18 protein-coding genes and 1 tRNA gene are annotated in these 19,074 nt (G+C 68.8%); 12 read left to right on the forward strand and 7 right to left on the reverse strand.

The genetic code is table 11. The features are described from left to right. Positions 1–186: 186 nt before the first annotated feature. Positions 187–861, forward strand: a complete 675-nt coding sequence (locus tag ACY466_RS14790) for a TetR family transcriptional regulator (RefSeq protein ID WP_463246131.1) — start codon at positions 187–189, stop codon at positions 859–861. Positions 862–871: 10 nt separating this feature from the next. After that, the gene (locus ACY466_RS14795; protein ID WP_463246133.1) at positions 872–1,681 is read left to right on the forward strand and encodes an alpha/beta fold hydrolase; all 810 of its coding nucleotides are present in this window, start codon (positions 872–874) and stop codon (positions 1,679–1,681) included. A 7-nt stretch (positions 1,682–1,688) separates the two neighbouring features. On the opposite strand, the gene ACY466_RS14800 is transcribed toward ACY466_RS14795, so the two are convergent. Continuing rightward, a complete protein-coding gene (locus ACY466_RS14800; RefSeq protein WP_463246134.1) occupies positions 1,689–3,017 on the reverse strand; it encodes an MFS transporter in 1,329 nt (442 codons plus the stop codon). A gap of 69 nt (positions 3,018–3,086) precedes the next feature. Here ACY466_RS14800 and ACY466_RS14805 point away from each other — a divergent pair, with 69 nt between their 5' ends. After that, the gene (locus tag ACY466_RS14805) at positions 3,087–5,123 is read left to right on the forward strand and encodes an FAD-dependent oxidoreductase (protein WP_463246136.1); all 2,037 of its coding nucleotides are present in this window, start codon (positions 3,087–3,089) and stop codon (positions 5,121–5,123) included. 16 nt (positions 5,124–5,139) lie between these two features. Beyond that, on the forward strand, positions 5,140–5,946 hold the full coding sequence (gene cmrA / locus ACY466_RS14810) for a mycolate reductase (RefSeq protein ID WP_463246138.1): 807 nt from the start codon (positions 5,140–5,142) through the stop codon (positions 5,944–5,946). A 3-nt stretch (positions 5,947–5,949) separates the two neighbouring features. Here the strand turns inward: cmrA and ACY466_RS14815 are convergent, their stop codons facing one another. Both ACY466_RS14815 and ACY466_RS14820 read right to left on the reverse strand, forming a co-directional pair. Continuing rightward, positions 5,950–7,521 (reverse strand): helicase HerA-like domain-containing protein, encoded by a 1,572-nt coding sequence (locus tag ACY466_RS14815; RefSeq protein ID WP_463246140.1) that lies wholly within the window; start codon positions 7,519–7,521, stop codon positions 5,950–5,952. Between the two features lie 46 nt (positions 7,522–7,567). Beyond that, positions 7,568–7,933 carry a VOC family protein gene (locus ACY466_RS14820; RefSeq protein ID WP_463246142.1) on the reverse strand — a complete coding sequence of 122 codons (366 nt, stop codon included), beginning with the start codon at positions 7,931–7,933 and terminating at the stop codon, positions 7,568–7,570. Between the two features lie 54 nt (positions 7,934–7,987). Between ACY466_RS14820 and orn the strand changes: the two genes are divergently transcribed. The 3 genes from orn to ACY466_RS14835 all read left to right on the forward strand — a co-directional run bounded on the left by orn (position 7,988) and on the right by ACY466_RS14835 (position 9,978). Beyond that, positions 7,988–8,611, forward strand: a complete 624-nt coding sequence (gene orn / locus ACY466_RS14825) for an oligoribonuclease (protein WP_463246144.1) — start codon at positions 7,988–7,990, stop codon at positions 8,609–8,611. Between the two features lie 69 nt (positions 8,612–8,680). Then, a tRNA-His gene (locus ACY466_RS14830) sits at positions 8,681–8,753 on the forward strand. Positions 8,754–9,255: 502 nt separating this feature from the next. Beyond that, positions 9,256–9,978, forward strand: coding sequence for a M23 family metallopeptidase (locus ACY466_RS14835; protein ID WP_463246146.1), 723 nt, complete (start codon positions 9,256–9,258; stop codon positions 9,976–9,978). 8 nt (positions 9,979–9,986) lie between these two features. On the opposite strand, the gene ACY466_RS14840 is transcribed toward ACY466_RS14835, so the two are convergent. After that, entirely contained in the window at positions 9,987–11,201 is a 1,215-nt protein-coding gene (locus tag ACY466_RS14840) for a L,D-transpeptidase (RefSeq protein WP_463246148.1), read from the reverse strand. Positions 11,202–11,531: 330 nt separating this feature from the next. Between ACY466_RS14840 and ACY466_RS14845 the strand changes: the two genes are divergently transcribed. From ACY466_RS14845 to ACY466_RS14860, 4 genes are read left to right on the forward strand one after another with little or no spacing between them, the layout of a single operon-like run. Next, positions 11,532–11,933 carry a TOBE domain-containing protein gene (locus tag ACY466_RS14845; protein ID WP_463246150.1) on the forward strand — a complete coding sequence of 134 codons (402 nt, stop codon included), beginning with the start codon at positions 11,532–11,534 and terminating at the stop codon, positions 11,931–11,933. Continuing rightward, the gene (locus tag ACY466_RS14850; RefSeq protein ID WP_463246152.1) at positions 11,930–12,727 is read left to right on the forward strand and encodes an ABC transporter permease; all 798 of its coding nucleotides are present in this window, start codon (positions 11,930–11,932) and stop codon (positions 12,725–12,727) included. Before ACY466_RS14845 ends, ACY466_RS14850 begins: the two co-directional genes overlap by 4 nt. Further along, positions 12,724–13,854, forward strand: coding sequence for a sulfate/molybdate ABC transporter ATP-binding protein (locus tag ACY466_RS14855; RefSeq protein ID WP_463246154.1), 1,131 nt, complete (start codon positions 12,724–12,726; stop codon positions 13,852–13,854). Before ACY466_RS14850 ends, ACY466_RS14855 begins: the two co-directional genes overlap by 4 nt. Beyond that, positions 13,851–14,984: a TetR/AcrR family transcriptional regulator gene (locus tag ACY466_RS14860; RefSeq protein WP_463246156.1), complete on the forward strand. Its 1,134-nt coding sequence runs from the start codon at positions 13,851–13,853 to the stop codon at positions 14,982–14,984. Before ACY466_RS14855 ends, ACY466_RS14860 begins: the two co-directional genes overlap by 4 nt. Here ACY466_RS14860 and glgX read toward each other — a convergent pair. Continuing rightward, on the reverse strand, positions 14,956–17,004 hold the full coding sequence (gene glgX, locus ACY466_RS14865) for a glycogen debranching protein GlgX (protein WP_463246158.1): 2,049 nt from the start codon (positions 17,002–17,004) through the stop codon (positions 14,956–14,958). The genes ACY466_RS14860 and glgX overlap by 29 nt on opposite strands. 98 nt (positions 17,005–17,102) lie before the next feature. On the opposite strand from glgX, the gene ACY466_RS14870 reads away from it, so the two are divergent. Next, positions 17,103–17,996 carry a YhjD/YihY/BrkB family envelope integrity protein gene (locus ACY466_RS14870; protein ID WP_463246159.1) on the forward strand — a complete coding sequence of 298 codons (894 nt, stop codon included), beginning with the start codon at positions 17,103–17,105 and terminating at the stop codon, positions 17,994–17,996. Here the strand turns inward: ACY466_RS14870 and ACY466_RS14875 are convergent. Both ACY466_RS14875 and ACY466_RS14880 read right to left on the reverse strand, forming a co-directional pair. Beyond that, complete coding sequence (locus tag ACY466_RS14875) at positions 17,935–18,693, reverse strand: CDP-alcohol phosphatidyltransferase family protein (protein ID WP_463246161.1); 759 nt, start codon at positions 18,691–18,693, stop codon at positions 17,935–17,937. The two genes, ACY466_RS14870 and ACY466_RS14875, sit on opposite strands and share 62 nt — an antisense overlap. Continuing rightward, positions 18,683–19,027: a hypothetical protein gene (locus tag ACY466_RS14880; protein ID WP_463246162.1), complete on the reverse strand. Its 345-nt coding sequence runs from the start codon at positions 19,025–19,027 to the stop codon at positions 18,683–18,685. Before ACY466_RS14880 ends, ACY466_RS14875 begins: the two co-directional genes overlap by 11 nt. Between the last annotated feature and the right edge of the window lie 47 nt (positions 19,028–19,074).

The following is a 19,074-nucleotide window of genomic DNA, read 5'->3' on the forward strand; positions in this document are numbered from 1 at the left end:
GTGGTGCGCAGTGGAGGCAGGTGCCTATCAGTGCACAGTCGTTCACTGGATCCGAGTGTGACAGCCGGTACCACCGACAATCAAGCCGAATGTGACGAGCGCCACCATGCTGAGCTGCAGTGACGCGGTAGCCTGTCGCGAACCGTGAGTGCACACGCATACACCGATCTCGGATATGGTCGAGGTATGTCGGATCGAAGCGCGCCCGCCACCGCCAGCCGGGCCGAACGCAAGGAGCGCACCCGGCGTCTCCTGCTCGACGGCACCCTCGACCTCGTGGCCGACCGCAGCTTCGCGAGCGTGAGCCTCCGCGAGGTGACCCGCGCTGCCGGGATCGTGCCCACCGCGTTCTACCGACACTTCGCCTCCATGGAAGATCTCGGCGTCGCGGTCGTCGAGGACAGCATGCGGGTACTCCGGCACGCCCTGCGAGATGCGCGCCGGACGCCGGGCACCGAGAACGCCCGTCAATCCATCTGGGTCCTGGTCGGACAGATCCGACAGCACGACGAACAGTTCCGCTTCCTGGTGCGCGAGCGATCGGGCGGGGTGGTCGACGTGCGGCGGGCCATCGACTCCGAGCTGCGCATGATCGTCCACGAACTCACCCAGGACCTCTCCCGCGTGCCGGGACTCGGCGACTGGCCGGGCGAGGACCTCGACATGGTCGCGAACCTGATCGTGAACACGATGCTCGCGACCGTGGTCGAACTTCTCGACGCCGCGCCCTCGAGCGCCGCCGAACGCGACATCGTCGCGCGGGCCGAGAAGCAACTGCGCGTCGTCATGCTCGGTATGGGCCAGTGGCGCCCCCGCCTGTCCTCCGACCGAGTCGACTCGGCGCGAGGATCCGCCCGCTAACCTGGGGCACATGCGTATCCCGATCGGCGACCTGACCTTCGACGCGGACGAGTACGGAGACGCGGCGAATCCCACCTCCGTTCTCCTGCACGGCTTTCCGGAGTCGTCCGCCAGCTGGACCGAGGTCGCCCGGCCGCTGGCCGCGGCGCGGCGGCACGTCGTCGTCCCGAACCAGCGCGGCTACTCCCCGGACGCCCGGCCGATCGGCGTCGAGGAATACACGATCGAGAAACTGACCGGCGATGTCGTCGGCATGATCGACGCGCTCGGCCGTGACTCGGTCGATCTGATCGGGCACGATTGGGGCGCGATCGTGGCCTGGCACGTCGCCGTTCTTCATCCCGACCGCGTGCGCAGCCTGACCGCCGTCTCGCTCCCCCACCCCGGTGCCTTCGGCTGGGCGCTGCGCAACGACGAGGACCAGAAGCAGCGGTCGACCTACATGACCCTCTTCCGGCAGCCGGGGAAGGCCGAGGATCTGCTCCTGGAGAACGACGCCGAGCGTCTGATCGCGATGTTCTCCGGCGCCACGGATCCGACCGTCGCGCGGCGACATCTGCCCGTCGTCGGCCACCGCGACGCCCTCACCGGCGGCCTGAACTGGTACCGCGCGATGACGCGGGAGTTCGGCGACCTCGGCCCCTGCACCGTCCCCACCACGTACGTCTGGAGCACGGGCGACACCGCCGTCGGACGCGTCGCGGCCGAACGCACCGAACGGCACGTCGACGCCCCGTACCGGTTCGTCGAACTCGGCGGCAGCCACTGGATCCCCGAGGACCAGCCGCAGCGACTGGTCGACGAGATCCTCGCCCGCTGAACCGAACTCAGGCCACCTCGCGGGCCCTGTCGCCGTGGGGCGCCGCCACGGCGAGCAGCGCCGCCAGCCCCACGCCGAGCACCACGATCAGGCCGAGGATGCCGAACCGGTCCGCACCGAGGGCGTAGGCGAAGAATCCGAACAACGTCGGCGACAGGAACGACACCGCTCGGCCGGTCGTGGCGTAGAGCCCGAACATCTGGCCTTCGCGTCCCGGCGGCGTGATGCGGGTGAGGAAGGTGCGCGAGGACGACTGAGCGGGCCCGACGAACACACACAGGAGCAGCCCGAAGATCCAGAACATCAGCGGGCCCGACACCGCGAGCAGGATCAGTCCCGTCACGATCATGGCGGTCAGCGAGACGACGATGACCCGCTTGGGCCCCACCGTGTCGTCCACCCGTCCTGCGATCAGCGCGCCCAGCGCCGCGACCACGTTCGCCGCGATGCCGAACAGCAACACGTCCGCACTGCTGATCCCGTAGACCGTGACCGCCAGGACGGCGCCGAAGGTGAACACCCCGGCCAGGCCGTCACGAAAGAGTGCACTGGCGATGAGGAAGTACACGGTGCGCCGCTCGACCCGCCACAGGTCCGCGACGTCGCGGAACAGCACGCGGTAGGACTCGATGAATCCCGCCCGCGCCGCGTCGGGATCGGCGACGGTGCGCGGCAGCTCCGGCACCGCGAACAGCACGGGCAGCGAGAACAGGAAGAACCACACCGCCGCCAGCAGCGCCACGAGCCGGATGTTGAGGCCGCCCTCGGTGGTGACGGACAACAGCCCGCGTGTGTCACCGTCCCCCGCGATGAACCCCACGAAGCAGATGAGCAGCAGAACGATGCCGCCGAAGTAGCCCATCGCCCAACCGAATCCGGACACCCGCCCCAGGTTGTCCGGGGTGGAGACCTGGCGCAGCATCGCGGTGTACGGCACCTGGGCGAGCTCGAAGAGCACCGAGCCCACCGCCAGCAGCACCAACCCGAGCCACAGGTACCGGTACTCGTCGCGCACGAAGAACAGCGCGGCCATCACCACCACGGTGGCGGTGGTGAGCACGAACAGCGAGCGCTTACGTCGGCCCCGCGCGTCACCCCGCTGCCCGGTGACCGGTGCGAGAACGGCGATGGTGAGGCCCGCGATGCCCAGCGCCCATCCCAGCCAGGACGTCGCGGTGATGTCGCCGGGCAGATCGTCGCCCACGGCGTCCGTCAGGTAGACGGAGAAGACGAACGTGAGGATCACGGCCTGGAAGGCCGCGGACCCCCAGTCCCAGATCCCCCACGCTGCAACCTGCTTCTTCGTCACGGTGTCCGGTGTACCGACCTCGACCATGGGGGGATGGTAACCGCCGGTTCACCGCGGTCCGGTTCACAGGACGCGCGGTGATACATACTCGAGCCCATGGAACCGACCGCGTCCCCCTTCCCCGTGTTGACGTCGCCACTGACCCTGGGCCGCACGACGGTGAAGAACCGGGTCGTCATGGGATCCATGCACACCGGCCTCGAGGATCGCGCGAAGGACATCGACGCCCTGGCCGAGTACTTCGCCGAGCGGGCGCGCGGCGGTGTCGGCCTCATCGTCACCGGCGGCTACGCGCCCGATCGCACCGGCTGGCTCCTCCCCTTCGGCGCCAAGCTCACCCACCGCATCGAGGCTCGCCGCCACCGCCGCGTCACCGCCGCCGTGCACGCGGCGGACGGGAAGATCCTCCTGCAGATCCTGCACGCGGGTCGGTACGCCTACCATCCGCTGTCGGTGTCCGCATCGTCGATCACCGCTCCCATCAACCCGTTTCGGCCCCGCGCGCTGTCCACCCGAGGGGTCGAGCGCACCGTCGACCACTTCGTCCGCTGCGCGCGTCTCGCCCGGCGAGCCGGATACGACGGGGTGGAGATCATGGGCGGTGAGGGATACCTCGTCAACCAGTTCCTGGCCCGACGCACCAACACCCGGCTCGACTCCTGGGGCGGGTCGCCGGAGAACCGTCGACGTATCGCCGTGGAGATCGTCCGGCGCACCCGCGACGCGGTGGGCCCGAACTTCCTGCTGTCCTTCCGCCTGTCCATCGCCGACCTCGTCGAGGGTGGTCAGACGTGGGAGGAGATCGTCGCGCTCGCCCGCGAGATCGAGGATGCGGGTATCGACCTGATCAATTCCGACATCGGATGGCACGAGTCGCGCGTGCCCACCATCGTCACCTCCGTCCCGCGGGCGGCGTTCGCGGACTTCACCTCCCGCCTGGCCGCCGAGGTGACCGTCCCGGTCGCGGCCGCGAACCGCATCAACATGCCGGAGATCGCCGAGGAGATCCTCACCGCGGACGGGAACGGAGCTGCGCCGCAACTCGTCTCGTTGGCCCGGCCGATGCTGGCCGACCCCGAGTGGACGACGAAGGCCGCCACCGGACGCCGCGACGAGATCAATACCTGTATCGCCTGCAATCAGGCCTGCCTGGACCATGTGTTCGTCCACAGGAAGGCGTCGTGTCTGCTCAATCCGCGGGCCGGACGCGAGACCGAGCTGGTGCTGACCCCCACCCGACGCCGAGCGAACGTCGCCGTCGTGGGCGCCGGTCCCGCCGGACTGTCGGCCGCGGTGGCCCTCGGCCAGCGTGGACACCGCGTGACGCTGTTCGAGGCCCGCGACGAGATCGGCGGCCAGTTCGCCATCGCCCGACGCATTCCGGGCAAGGAGGAGTTCGCCGAGACCGTCCGCTACTTCACGCACGCCCTCGCCCGCGCCGACGTCGAGGTCCGCCTCTCGACACGCGCCACCGTCGCGGACCTGTCGGGCTTCGACCGCGTGGTGATGGCCACCGGTGTGGTTCCGCGCCGCCCGTCCATACCCGGCATCGACCATCCGAGCGTCATGACCTACGCCGAGGCCGTGCGGGGCGAACGCGAGATCGGTCGCCGAGTCGCCGTCATCGGTGCCGGCGGCATCGGGGTCGACGTCTCCGAGTTCCTCACCACCGAGCACTCCCCGACCCTCGACCTCGCGCGCTGGCGGCAGGAGTGGGGTGTGACAGGGGACCCCGCAGCCCCCGGCGCACTGACCACCGCGGTACCCGAGGCCGCTCGGCGCGAGGTGTACCTCCTGCAGCGCACCGATGGACGCATCGGTACCCGGCTGGGTAAGACCAGCGGCTGGGTTCATCGGGCGGCACTGAGGAACAAGAACGTCACCCAGCTCGCGGGCGTGACGTACCGCCGCATCGACGACGACGGGGTCCACGTGCGCGTCGGCAAGAAGAACCGCGTGCTCGGCGTCGACAACGTGGTGATCTGCGCCGGCCAGGAGTCGGTGCGCGATCTGGTGGACGGCCTTGCCGAGGCGGGAATCCGGGTCGACGTGATCGGCGGCGCCGACGTCGCGGCGGAGATCGACGCCAAGCGCGCGATCGAGCAGGGCACCCGGCTCGCAGCGAGCATCTGACGCTAATCTGGGCCGCGTGAGCCTCCCAGGACCCTCCGCCGATTCCCGTGCCGTCGTCACCGGAGCGTCGTCCGGTATCGGCGAAGCCCTCGCCACCGAACTCGCTGCCCGCGGGTACTCGCTGATCGTCGTCGCCCGACGCGGTGAGCTGCTCGACGCCCTCGCCGCGAAGCTGAGCGCCGCGCACGGAGTGACGGTCGAGGTGCGGGTGTCCGACCTGTCGAACCCCGAGCAGCGCGCCGAGCTGGCCACCGAGCTCTCCGGCCGCGAGATCTCGGTGCTGTGCAACAACGCCGGTATCGCGACGTTCGGCCCCGTCGCCGAGCTCGATCCCACCTACGAGCGTGATCAGGTTCAGCTCAATGCCGTCGCGGTGCACGATCTCACGCTCGCGGTCCTGCCCGGCATGATCGACCGCGGCGCCGGCGGCATCCTGATCACGGGGTCCGCGGCGGGAAACATGGCCATCCCCCACAACGCCACGTACGCCGCCACGAAGGCGTTCGTGAACACGTTCTCCGAGTCCCTGCGTTCCGAGCTGAGCGGTACCGGCGTGCACTGCACCCTGCTGGCCCCCGGCCCGGTACGCACGGTCACCCCCGATCCCGCCGACGCCTCCATCGTGGACAAGGTGGTGCCGGGCTTCCTGTGGATCGACAGCGCACACACCGCGAAGGTCTCGCTCGACGGCCTCACCAAGAACAAGATGCGCATCGTTCCGGGCATCGTCGGCAAAGGAATGTCGGTCGCCGGTCAGTACAGTCCCCGAGCGATCAGCGCCCCGATCATCGGCAGCTTCTACAAGAAGCTCGGCGGGCAGTAGAGCTCACCGCCGTCGGCGGCGCCCCGTCCCGAAGATGCTGCGGGAGATCTCCCGACCGGCTGCACTGGCGGCGGATCTGAGGAAACTCTCGACCGCCGGGTTGCTCATCATGCGCTCGGCGGCCGACGGGCCCGAGGTTTCCGGCGGGGGAAGCGGCGGCAGGTCGTACGTCTGCGGAAGCGGCGGGAACTCGGTCTCGGTGGGCGTCGGGTCGGGCGCCATCCGTGCAGTCAGCAACTCGTAGGCGGACTCGCCGTCGATCGTCGTCCCGTACGTCGCCCACAGCGGGCTCGCCGTCGCCGCTGCGGTGATCGCGTCGGTGCCGATGGTGTCCATCAGTGACTGCGGCGGCCGGATCCTGGTCCACGCCACCGGGGTCGGTGCACCCTTCTCGCTGAGTACGGTCACGATCGCCTCACCGGTGCCGAGAGTGGTGAGCGCCTCCTCGAGGTCGTAGTCCTCGGTCGTCGGGTAGGTGCGCACGGTCTTGCTCAGCGCCTTCTGATCGTCGGGGGTGAATGCACGCAGTGCGTGCTGTACGCGGGCGCCGAGTTGGGAGAGCACCGGACCCGGTACGTCCGTGGGCAATTGCGTGCAGAAGAAGATGCCCACTCCCTTCGAGCGGATCAGTTTCACGGTCTGTTCGACCTGCTGCAGGAAGGCTTTCGACGCGTCGGCGAACAACAGGTGCGCCTCGTCGAAGACGAACACCAGCTTCGGCTCGTCCAGATCTCCTTCCTCCGGCAACGTCTGGAACAGATCCGCGAGGACCCACATCAGGAAGGTGGAGAACATCGCGGGACGTGCTGCGAGAGCACTCAACTCGAACAGTGTGATCACGCCGCGGCCGTCGGGTGCGGTCCTGATCAGGTCCTCGGTCCGCATCTCCGGCTCGCCGAAGAAGGTGTCCCCACCGTCGGCCTCGAGGTTGACCAACGCGCGCAGGATGACTCCCGCCGTTGCTCTCGAGACCCCGCCGATACCTTTCAGGTCCGCCTTGCCCTCGTCGCTGGTCAGATGGGTGATGACGGCGCGCAGATCCTTCAGATCCAGCAGTACGAGACCCTGCGTGTCGGCCCAGTGGAAGACCAGCCCGAGCGTCGATTCCTGAGTCGCGTTGAGCCCTAACACCTTACTCAGCAGGATGGGACCGAACGCGGTGATCGTGGCGCGCACCGGCACCGCTCCACCCTCGGTACCGAGCGAGAGGAACTCCACCGGGAACGCCGTCGGCGCCCAGCCCTCGGCCGCCGTGTCCACCGCCCGTGCGCGCATTGCCTCCGAATCGGCACCCGGCGTGGACAATCCGGACAGGTCGCCCTTGATGTCCGCGAGGACCACGGGAACTCCTGCGGCAGAGAGCTGCTCGGCGATCACCTGCACCGTCTTCGTCTTGCCGGTGCCCGTCGCGCCGGCGATCAACCCGTGCCTGTTCACCATCTTCAGCGGTAGACGGACACGGGCCGAGGAATCCGCGGTGCCGTCCAGGACCACACTGCCGAGTTCGACGGCACCCCCGTCGGTCGCGTACCCGGCGGCGATGGCGGCGGCCCGGTCGGGTGCAGACTCGGTCATCGGCGAGCTCCGATCGTGGTGAGTATTCGGGCGACGAGGCGGCCGGTCACCATTCGTGAACGACGACTTCGAGGTTGTATCCGTCGGGATCGGTGACGAAGGCCGCGTAGTAGCCGGAATGGTACTCCGATCGGATGCCGGGCTCGCCTGTCGAGACGGCCCCGGCCGCGATTGCAGCATCGTGGAACGCGTCCACCGTTGCTCGATCGTCGGCTTCCAGTGCGATGTGAACGGAATCGGACGGCGGCGTACCCGGATACAGCCACAGATCGGGCTTCGCACCGACTCCCAGTCCTGCGCCGTGCGACCCACCCATGCGGTACGCGTATCCGAGTGGTGCGAGGGCGGTCGTGTAGAACTCGACACTCGCCTCGACGTCCCCGACGCGGATACCGATGTGGTCGATTGCCATGGCTCCATCATCGCACCGCGTCGACGCTCGGGGCGGGGTACTACTCTCGGCCAGGTGAGCAACGACAAACTGGTGTGGATCGACTGCGAGATGACCGGGCTCGAGCTGGGCTCGGACAAACTCATCGAGATCGCGGCCCTGGTGACCGACAGTGACCTGAACGTCCTCGGTGAGGGCGTCGACATCGTCATCCACTGCGACGACGAATCGCTCGCGTCCATGCCGGACGTGGTCACCGCCATGCACGCGAAATCCGGTCTGACGGAGGAGGTCCGCGCCTCGACGGTGACCATGGATCAGGCGCAGACCGCGGTGCTGGAGTACATCCGTCAACACGTGCCCGCAGGCACGGCACCGCTGTGCGGCAACTCGATCGGTACCGATCGCGGCTTCATCGCCCGCGACATGCCGGAGCTGAACGACTACCTGCACTACCGGATGATCGACGTCAGTTCCATCAAGGAACTGGCTCGCCGCTGGTACCCACGGATCTACTTCGGCCAACCGCCCAAGGGGCTGGCTCATCGCGCGCTCGCGGACATCGAGGAGTCGATCCGGGAGTTGAAGTACTACCGGCAGACCGTCTTCGTGGCCCCTCCGGGCCCCTCGACGGACGACATCGCGGCCGTCGTGTCGTCGCTGACCTCGACCGATGAGACCACGTCGGATACGGATTAGCGTCTCGGAGATCCCACACGCTAATATCGACTGCGCCGCGAGTCCTGCTCCACCGGACGAGCGGACATGGTGGGCGTAGTTCAGTTGGTAGAGCACCAGGTTGTGATCCTGGCTGTCGCGGGTTCGAGTCCCGTCGTCCACCCCGATGCGAAAGCCTCGGCTCCTGATGGAGCCGGGGCTTTCGTCGTTTCGCGACGTGCACGCCCCTCTCGGCAGATGCCGTCCACACACGCGTTCGAATGACGTTCGTGTTGTTTCGTCGTCTGTGCAGGTGAGCCGAATTCCGTTGCTGTAATTCACCATTCGTGTAACCACACAACACAGGTGTGACGTATGGTGACGGAGGCGCTCTTGGGGAAGGTGCGCACTGAGTGAAAGCATGTGTCTCGAGTGGCGCGTGGGATGGTAAGGGAAGATCATCTCGCGGCGCCGCCCCGGTCTGTTCACGACCTGGATTCGTCATGCCGTCGCACGGCTGCTGCCTCTCCCGATGTCGCTTGTCGGCACATCGACGCTCCCACGCGGAGCGCAACCGGAGGTAGCACGTGCACTCATCGAAGTCAGTTCCATCGAGCCGGGATCGGATCGCACCGACCACCACACGACGACGCCGGTGGGGATCGGCCGTCGTCGCATCGGTGGCCGTGACCGGCACGCTCATGTTCGTCGCCCAGCCGACGGCCGCAGCGGCCCCGGCACTTCCACCTCTACCGGCCCTGCCGGCGTTCGCCATTCCGGGCTTCGAGATGGACGCCCGTCAGCAGGCCGCGATCCTCGCGGCGGTCTACGACGCCACCGGCGTCCTGGTCCAGGAAGTCGCCGGCCTGGTGCTCGGTGGGGCCATGCTCGCGCCGGGCTCGTCCGGTCCCGTCCCCGCGCCGAGCCCGGTCACCGTGCCGGGCGGGTCGCCCACGGCGCCGCCGCCCTTCGTCGCCGCACCGAGCGGCGTCGGCGGTTCGATGCTTCCGGTCGCGGCCGGCAGCTACCGCATCTCCTCCGGTTTCGGCGGGCGCAACAGCCCCACCGGCGGCGGCTGGCAGCAGCACAACGGCCTGGACTTCGCGGCTCCGCAGGGCACGGCCATCGTCGCGGTCACGGGCGGCACCGTGGTGCAGGCCGGCGACAATCGCGACGGCTACGGCAACACCGTGCGCATCAAGAGCGGCGACACCGAGGTTCTCTACGGCCACATGGTGGCCGGAAGCCAAGCCGTCTCCGTGGGCGACACCGTCACCCCGGGACAGCGCCTCGGCGCCGTGGGCAGCACCGGCAACTCGACCGGACCCCACCTGCACTTCGAGGTGCGGCGCGGCGGCCAGGCGATCAACCCGGTCGGCTACCTCACCGCCCTCGGCCTGCGGGCGTAACCGCGCGCTCAGACGGACTGGGCGTTACCGGCTTTCCACTCGTTCCACGGAATGTTCCAGTCGCCCAGTCCGTCGGTGCCCGACAGGGTTCCGCCCACGGTGTTCTTCACGATCGTGATGTCGCCGCGCTTGGTGTTGTCGTAGACCCACTTGGCGTTGGCGGGACTCAGGTTCAGGCATCCGTGGCTCACGTTCGTGTTGCCCTGGGAGCCCGTCGACCACGGTGCGGAGTGGAAGAAGATGCCGCTGTAGGACATTCGCGTCGCCCAGTCCACCGGGGTGCGGTACCCCTGGGGTGAGTCCACCGACACCCCGTAGGTGGAGGAGTCCATCACCATCGAGGCGAACTTGTCGCCGATGATGTAGACGCCGTTGTCGGTCGGGGTGCTGTTCTTGCCCATCGAGGTGGGCATGGTGATGACGTCGACTCCGTTGACGTTGAACGTGACCTGCTTCGTCGCGTCGTCGGCGGTCGCGATCACCGCGTCCCCGATCGAGAAGTTCGACGTGGCGTTCTCCTGACCGAACAGGCCGTCACCGAGGTCGCGACCGAACACGTCGACGGTCACGTTCACGGTGGTACCCGGCGCCCAGAACTCCTGCGGACGCCACCGCACCTCGGTTTGGTTCACCCAGTAGAACGCGCCCTCGACCGGGGGGTTGGTCACGACGGTGATGGCCTCCTGCGCCGCCATCCGATCGGGGATCGGCTCGTCGAACTGGACGGCCACCGGTTGACCGATACCCACGACGGAATCCTCGAACGGCAGGAGGTACGGCTTGGTGAGGTTGCCCGGCGAGCTCGTGGTGAACGTCGACGTCGCCGTCGCCGCACCGCCGAGCCCGTAGGCGTCGGCCCGCACCGAGTAGGTCCCGTTGTAGTCCAGCGGCGCGGTGTTGACCCACGACGCGCGGTCCGCGGCGATCTCACCCGGAACCACCTCGCCCGACGCGTCGGTGAGGGTCACCGCGGACAGCGTGCCCTCGCTGACGCCCACCGTCACCGGATCCGCAGGCGAGAAGCCGACCGATCCGTCCTCGGCGGGCAGAGCCAGCTTGGGTTTCATGAGTTCCGACAAAGGATTCGAGTCGATGGGCGCGGGCGGGGCGGCCTCGGCGCGATCGGTGACCGCAGCGCACGAGGTGACCGCCAGGGCTGCCACCGCCGTGAATGCGACAAAAAGGGCACGCTTGCGCGCACCGTCGACGGACGTCAACCTCATCGATACTCCACTTCGGCGCCCGGGGCGCTGTACTCCCGACACTCGGTACGAGTGCTCAATATCCCACTACGCAGGCGGTACCACCACCGCACGCGCCGCCGCCCAGGGTAACGGACACGTACCGAAATCGGACTGCCCGGTCGCTGCGCGGCCGCGGTGACCGCTCTCCGCCGAGCGCGGTGCGCCGCCGCTGAACCTCGTGGCGGCCACCGCGGCGTTCTGGGGGGATGTCACAGCCCACCCGCGCCGCGAGACGTCCGGCTACCATGAGCGAATGCGTCCCGATTGCCGCGTCCTGTCCGCATCTGCGTCCACCGGGTGCGTGCGGCCGTGACCGATCTCCGGGTCAAGGACGCCGCCGCGCTGGTGGGAGTCAGCGACGACACCGTGCGGAGGTGGATCGACAGCGGCGTGGTGGCGTCCCACAAGGACGCCGCCGGTCGCACCGTCCTCGACGGCGCATCCCTCGCCGCTCACGCGCGCGACCGGGCGTCCACCCCGCCCGATCCCAGCGGCACCGTGAGCTCGGCCCGCAACCGGTTGGCCGGCCTGGTCACCTCCGTCACCGCCGACACCGTGATGGCCGAGGTCCAGATGCAGTGCGGTGCGTTCACGGTGACCTCGCTGATGAGCGCCTCCTCGGTCCGCGCGCTGGGCCTGGAACCCGGAAGTGTCGCGGTCGCCGTCGTCAAGGCGACGACGGTGATCGTCGAGACCCCGCCCTCGCCGTGATCGGTGCGAACCCCGCCGCGAGGATCCCCGTCTGGATTCTGGTGCCGGCCCTGCTCGGTGGGGCGCTGATCGCCGCACCGCTCGTGGCGATGGTGCTCGCGGTCGACCCCTCGACGTTCCTGGCCCTGATCACCTCCGAATCGGCGCGGGCCGCCACCGTCCTGAGCCTCCAGACCGCGTCCGTCAGCACCCTGCTGTGCGTGATCCTCGGTGTGCCGATGGCGCTGGTTCTCGCGCGCTCGACCTCCCGCGTGGTCTCCGCGATGCGCACGCTCGTCCTCCTCCCCCTCGTGCTGCCCCCGGTGGTCGGCGGGATCGCGCTGCTCTACGCCTTCGGCCGTCAGGGACTGCTCGGGCGCCATCTCGATGCGTGGGGCATCGACATCGCGTTCACCACCGCGGCTGTCGTTCTCGCCCAGACCTTCGTGGCCCTGCCGTTTCTCGTCATCAGCCTGGAGGGAGCGCTGCGGACGGCCGGTACTCGGTACGAGGTGATCGCCGCGACCCTCGGCGCGCGCCCGACGACGGTGCTCCGCCGCGTGACCCTCCCCATGGTTCTCCCCGGTCTCGCGTCCGGGGCGGTGCTGTCGTTCGCTCGCGCGCTCGGCGAATTCGGGGCGACGCTGACCTTCGCCGGATCTTTGCAGGGCGTCACCAGGACCCTCCCATTGGAGATCTACCTGCAACGCGAGATCGATCCCGACGCGGCAGTGGCCCTGTCCCTGCTGCTGGTCCTGGCTGCGGGCCTGATCGTGCTGCTCACCCGAGGCCGACGAACAGCCGGTGCCCTGTGAACATCGCCGACCGCGCGACCGGTCTGTCGCTCACCGCGATCTCGGCCGAACGAGGCGTCGATCTCGCCCTCACTGTCGCGTCCGGCGAGGTCACGGCTCTTCTCGGCCCCAACGGCGCCGGAAAGTCCACAGCGCTCGCCGTCGTCGCGGGGCTGCTGCGCCCGGACACCGCGCGCGTCGAGGTGGGTTCGCGAATCCTCACCGACACCGCGTCGGGGATCGCGGTCGCACCGCATCGTCGATCGGTGGCCCTGCTCGCGCAGCAGGCTCTGCTCTTCCCCCATCTCACCGCGCTGGCCAACGTGGCCTTCGCGCCGCGCAGCCGCGGCCTCGGTCGACGCGACTCCGAACGCGAGGGGCGGCGTTGGCTCGACGCGGTCGGCGCGGGTCACCTCGCCGACCGCAGGCCCGGCGCCCTCTCGGGCGGTCAGGCCCAACGAGTGGCCCTCGCCCGGGCGCTGGCCGCGGACCCCGACGTTCTCCTGCTCGACGAACCCTTCGCGGCGCTCGACGCCGACTCCGCCCCCGCCATGCGGCGGGTCCTGCGGGATATTCTTCGCGATCGGCCGCGCACGACCCTACTGGTGACGCACGACCGGGTGGATGCGCTCACCCTCGCGACCACGGCCACCGTGATCGAGAAGGGCACGGTGGTGGAGACCGGTCCGGTGCGTGACGTGCTCACCGCGCCGCGCAGCGCGTTCGGCGCGTCGATCGCGGGCATCAACCTCGTCGAGGGCACCGCCGGCGGGGACGGGACCCTCACCACCACGGGCGGCACCCCGATCGTGGGGCGAGCCGCGGCCCGAGTTCCGCACGGCATCGCCGCAGACATTCCGAGCGGCACCGCCGCGGTCGCTTTGATCTCCCCCGCCGCGGTCGCGATCCACCTCACCGATCCGGCGGGAAGCCCACGCAACGTACTCGACGTCGAGATCGCCCACCTCGATGCGCACGGCTCGTTCGTCCGAGTCACCTCGGCGCCGACGGCCGCCCTGCCGCGGTTGCACGCCGACGTCACCGTGAGCGCGGTGGCCGACCTGGACCTCGCCCCCGGAATGCGCGTCTGTTTCGTGGTCAAGGCGAGCGAGGTCGAGATCCACCCCGCCGCCGTCCGCGGACGATGACCCCCGGATCCGCCCGAACCGACCGCCGCATCCTCACCGCCGCCACCGCTCTGTTCGCGCGCCACGGGTACGCCGCGGTGGGGATCGACGACATCGCGGCCGCGGTCGGCGCCACCGGGCCGGCGATCTACCGCCACCACCCCTCCAAATACGCTCTGCTGCACCGATCCACGACGGCGACGGCGGAGCGGCTCGCGCGGGCGGCCGCCGAGCCGGGGCCGCGAGCGGAGTTCCCGGACGTGGCCCGTGCCCTGCTCCGGTCGGCGATGCCGGTGCGCACCGGCGTCGGGTCCCTGCGCCGCAACCGGCACCATCTGCGACCCGAGGATCGCACCGTGATCGACGACCGTACGGCCGCGGTGACCGCCGCCGTACAGGCTGCCGCACAACGCTTCTCGGACACCGTCGATCCGTATCGAGCCGGTGTCGCCACGCTGGCGGTGGTGTCGAGTGTCGGTACTCACCGCACCGCGTCGTCGACCCGACGCGTCGTCGATCTCCTGAGCGAGGCGATCGTCACGGCCGCGACCACGCCTCCGCCCGCCGTCGCTCACCCGTCGCCCGTCGAACGCGGCGGGCTCGCTCCGGCGACCCGGCGGCAGAGGTTGCTCGACGCGGCCGCCGCGCTGTTCGCCGAGCACGGCGTGGAGGCGGTCACGGTGCGGGACATCACCGGCTCCGTCGACCTCGCTCCGGCAACGCTCTACCGATACTTTCGCAGCCGATCCGACGTGCTCGACGAGGTGTGTCTGCGCGCGGCGCAGCGGTCGGCCGAACGCATGTCCACCGTGCTCGCGGAATCGAAGTCGCCGCGAGAAGCGGTGTCCCGACTCGTCGACGCCGTGACCGCCGACCTTCTCTCGCGACCTGCATCGGCGGTTCTCCGTCTCGAGTACGCGAACGTCGGTGATCCGGTGCGCCGGACCGTACTCGATCTCCTGACCCAGGAGCGGGCGGAGTGGAGCCACCTGCTCCGGTCGATCCGGCCCGAACTGACGTCGGCCGACACCCGATTCCTCGTCGCGGCGGCGTCCGCGACCGCTCACGATCTCGCGCGCGGCGCGGCGGTCCCCGAGTCCGCTCGCGCCGCGGTGGTGCTCGCTACGCTGCTCGGGCCTGCAGCAACGTGAACGATCGATCGCGTACCAGGATCTCGGCGGCACCGTCGTCCACGGCCTGCTCCGGGTCGCTCGACATGGTGACGGACCAGGTCTCCTGCGGCAGAGTGAAATTCACGGCTCCGTCGGAAGCGTTCATCAGCCACAGGAAGATCGTGTTCTCGCGGCTCGACTTGTAGAGGACCGCGATCGATTTGCTCGAGCCGTCGCTCCAGTCGTCGTCCCCCATCGCGACTCCGTCGGCGCGTTGGAAGTCCACGGTGTCCTGCGTGTCTCCGTCCTCGCCGTGGCGGAACCACACCGGCCTCAACGCCGGGTGCTCGCGGCGCAGGGCGATCAGCTCCGTCGTGAACTCCACGAGTTCGGCATCGGCGTTCTCCCAGTCGAACCAGGAGATCTCGTTGTCCTGGCAGTAGGCATTGTTGTTGCCCCCCTGGGTGCGAGCCATCTCGTCGCCCCCGAGGATCATCGGCACTCCGGCCGACAACAACAAGGTGGACAACAGGTTTCGTCGTTGACGGTCCCGCAGTGCGGTGATCTCGGGATCGTCGGTCGGGCCCTCCGCGCCGCAACCCCAGGAGCGGTTGTCGGACTCGCCGTCCTGGCTGTCCTCGCCGTTCTCCTCGTTGTGCTTCTCGTCGTAGGCCGTGAGGTCGGCGAGGGTGAAACCGTCGTGTGCGGTGATGAAGTTGACGCTGGCGAGCGTCGGGCGTCGATCGTTCTCGTAGACGTCCGGACTGCCGGACACGCGCTGGGCCAACGCCGACAGGCTGCCGTCCTCGCCGCGCCAGAAGTCACGGACGTCGTCGCGGAACTTTCCGTTCCACTCCGACCACCGCGCCGGGAAACCGCCGACCTGGTAGCCCTGCGTGTCCCAGGGCTCGGCGATCATCTTGATCGGCGCGAGCACGGGGTCCTGGTGGATCAGATCCTGGAAGGCGCTGTGCTTGCTCAGGTCCTCGTCCTGCCGCGTCAGGGTGCTCGCGAGGTCGAAGCGGAACCCGTCGACGTGCATCTCGGTGACCCAGTAGCGCAGGGAGTCCATGATCAGAGCGAGGGCGGCCGGGTGCCCCACGTTGAGGCTGTTGCCGGTGCCGGTGGTGTCGAAGTACGCGCTGTTGTCCTCGGGCACCAGGCGGTAGTGCGACCCGTTGTCGATTCCCTTGAGCGACAGCGTCGGACCCAGGTGGTTGCCCTCGGCCGTGTGGTTGTAGACCACGTCGAGGATGACCTCGAGTCCCGCGGCGTGCAGAGCCTTGACCATCTCCTTGAACTCGGTGACCTGACCGCCCGTGTCACCGCTGCTGCTGTATTCGTTGTGCGGGGCGAGGAATCCGATGGAGTTGTAGCCCCAGTAGTTCCGGCGGCCCTCCTCGAGCAGATGCGAATCCTGGACGAACTGGTGGATGGGCAGCAGTTCGACGGAGGTGACACCCAACCGGGTCAGCTTCTCGATCGCCTTGGGGTGCGCGAGACCGGCGTAGGTTCCGCGGATGTTCTCGTCGACCTCGGAATCGGTCTGCGTGAAGCCCTTGACGTGCATCTCGTAGACGACGGTCTCCGACAGCGGAATGCGCGGGGCGGTGTCGTCGCCCCAGTCGAACGCGTCGTCCACGACCACCGAACGCGGCATGAACGGCGCGGAATCGGCGTCGTTGCGGGTCTCGGGCTCGTCGTGATGGTGGCCGAAGACGGCCTCGTCCCACTCGACGCCGCCCGCGACCGCTTTCGCGTACGGATCGAGCAGCAGCTTCGCGGCGTTGTGCCGCAGTCCGGACGCCGGATCCCACGGACCGTCGACGCGGAATCCGTACCGGGTCCCGACCTCCATCCCGTCGACCAGACCGTGGAAGACGTGCCCGGTGTACTCGGTCAGTTCGGTCGACCCCGTCTCGTGGCCGTCGGCGTCGAAGGTCACGACGCGGACGGTGTCGGCGGTCTCGGAGTAGAGCGCGACGTTGGCGCGCCCTTCGGAACGTCGGCTGACACCCAGGGGGTAGGGGGTGGAGACGACATCGGAACCACGGGTCACTGTGCGACACCTTTTCGTTTGGGGACGGTGCATACGTACCCCTCCGCCCGATCCGCGAAACTCGATTGACCCACGCGACCTGCGGGTACAGCGATGCGATGAGCACTGCACCGGACACCGTCGGCCCGGTGCGCATCTGGATCACCCTGGTGCGCAGACATCGACGGATTCGTGCCGGTATGCGCACCCGGACGGCGACGCGCGACACCGCGCTGATCGCGGCGGGCGTGACCTTCTACGGCGGCATCGCGCTGATCCCGATGCTGCTGCTGGGATTGCGGATGTCCACCGCCCTGTTCGGGACCGACTCGGTTCTGCGGTACGGCGACGCCATCGCGTCGGTGCTGCCCGGAGCGACGGGGGCGCCCGGAGCGGTCGACGCACTCTTCGAGGCCGGTACCCAGCTCGGTCTGCTCGCCGCCGTGGTCGCGATCCTGCCCGCCACCTTCTACGGCGAGGGCATGCGGCGCGCGCTGTTGGTGTACGAACCGGTGACCGAGAACTACATCGGCTGGCGCGGTCGGCTGCTCTCGCTGCCCGTTCTGATCGTGGCGCCGCTGCTGCTCGCCCCGGTTCTGCTCGCGGGCAACGCGTTGGCGTCCGTGACCATCGGCGACGGGGTGTCGGGAGTCGCGGCCTCGGCGTTCCGCGTCTGGCTGGGGTTCGTGACGATCTGGCTGGTGCTCGCGATACCGATCGGGTGGACGTTCCGGGTGGTCGCGCCGACCCGGCTGTCGTGGACGTCCACGGTGGTCGGAGCGCTGGTTACGTCGTCGATCGTCGCCGGCTTCCTGCAGGGCTTCGTGCTGTTCCTGGCCATTCCCATTCCGTGGTCCGGGCCGTTCGGGGGCCTGGAAGCCGTCGGCGCGGTCGTCGCACTCGGGTTGTGGTTGTTCCTGCTGCACATCCTGGTACTGATGGGCTGGGTGTTCACCCTCGAGTGCGATCGCCTCGTGGTGCAGGAACGGAGCGCAACCGTCGGAACATCGTGACCGCGATCTGGGCCGAACCGATGACCGCCAGAACGCACCCGATCACGATGCCGATCGTCGCGAAGACAACTGTATCCGCGACGAACACGCACCCCAGCGCGGTGACGACGACGGTGATGGTCCGCGACGGTCGCTCCCACACGGTCACGATCTCGATGTCGCGCATGCCGGCCGACACCGCCCGCGCGCGAGCGGTTTCCTGAAGAAGTGTCAGCACCGCCACGACGAGGACGGCGAGCGGTGGCGCCCCGAGAACCCACAGCACGGTGAACGCGGCGAGGTCGGAGAGACGATCGGCGACCGAGTCGACGACGTAGCCGAACGCGGACGATCGGTCACGGAGAACGGCGACGGCGCCGTCGAGACTGTCCACCAGGGCGGAGGACACGAGCAGCAACGACGCCAGGATCAGCCCGACCGCGCCTGCCGTCGCGACCGGCACCGCGGTCATCGCGAAGAGGACGCCGACGCCGGTGAGCGCACTCGGGGCCACCCGAAGCCGGACGAGGGGCACCGCCAACGCGTAGATCACCGTCAGCCACCCGCGAACCAGGTGAGACCGGTGAACGTCGTAGCCACCGTGCAGCTCCGACCAGGCGTCGAGATACCGCCGTCGTCCGTCGTTGCTGTCGGTGGCGGCGCATGTGCCGGGTGTCGCCCTCACGGCGTCGGGACTGCGCTCGCGGTCAGTGACCACCGGGGTCGAGAAGCGATTTGCCCTCTTTCGCCTTGATCCGACGGCGTTCGAGCAGGACGAGCAGCACGCCCGCTGCGATCAACACCGGGCTCGCGATGCCGGTGATGAGAACCCATCCCTCGAAACCGCCGCCCGCCGCGGTCAGCATGGCACCGAGAGCGGCCAGACCCAGCGCGATGAGCACGTAACCCGGCCAGTTGCGCGTGTCGGTGATCGCCTCACCGGCATGGGCCCGAGTGGTACGCGCGAAATCCTGGGGAACCTCGTTGTCGAGGTTGACGTGGTCGTTGTTCTGTCCGTGCTGGGGAACCACAGCTGTCTCCTTCGTTGCCATCTGAGAACAATTCGTAACGACGGTGGGGGTCGGGTGACTCTGCATCG

It is taken from the genome of Rhodococcus sp. K11/5 (assembly GCF_055193735.1).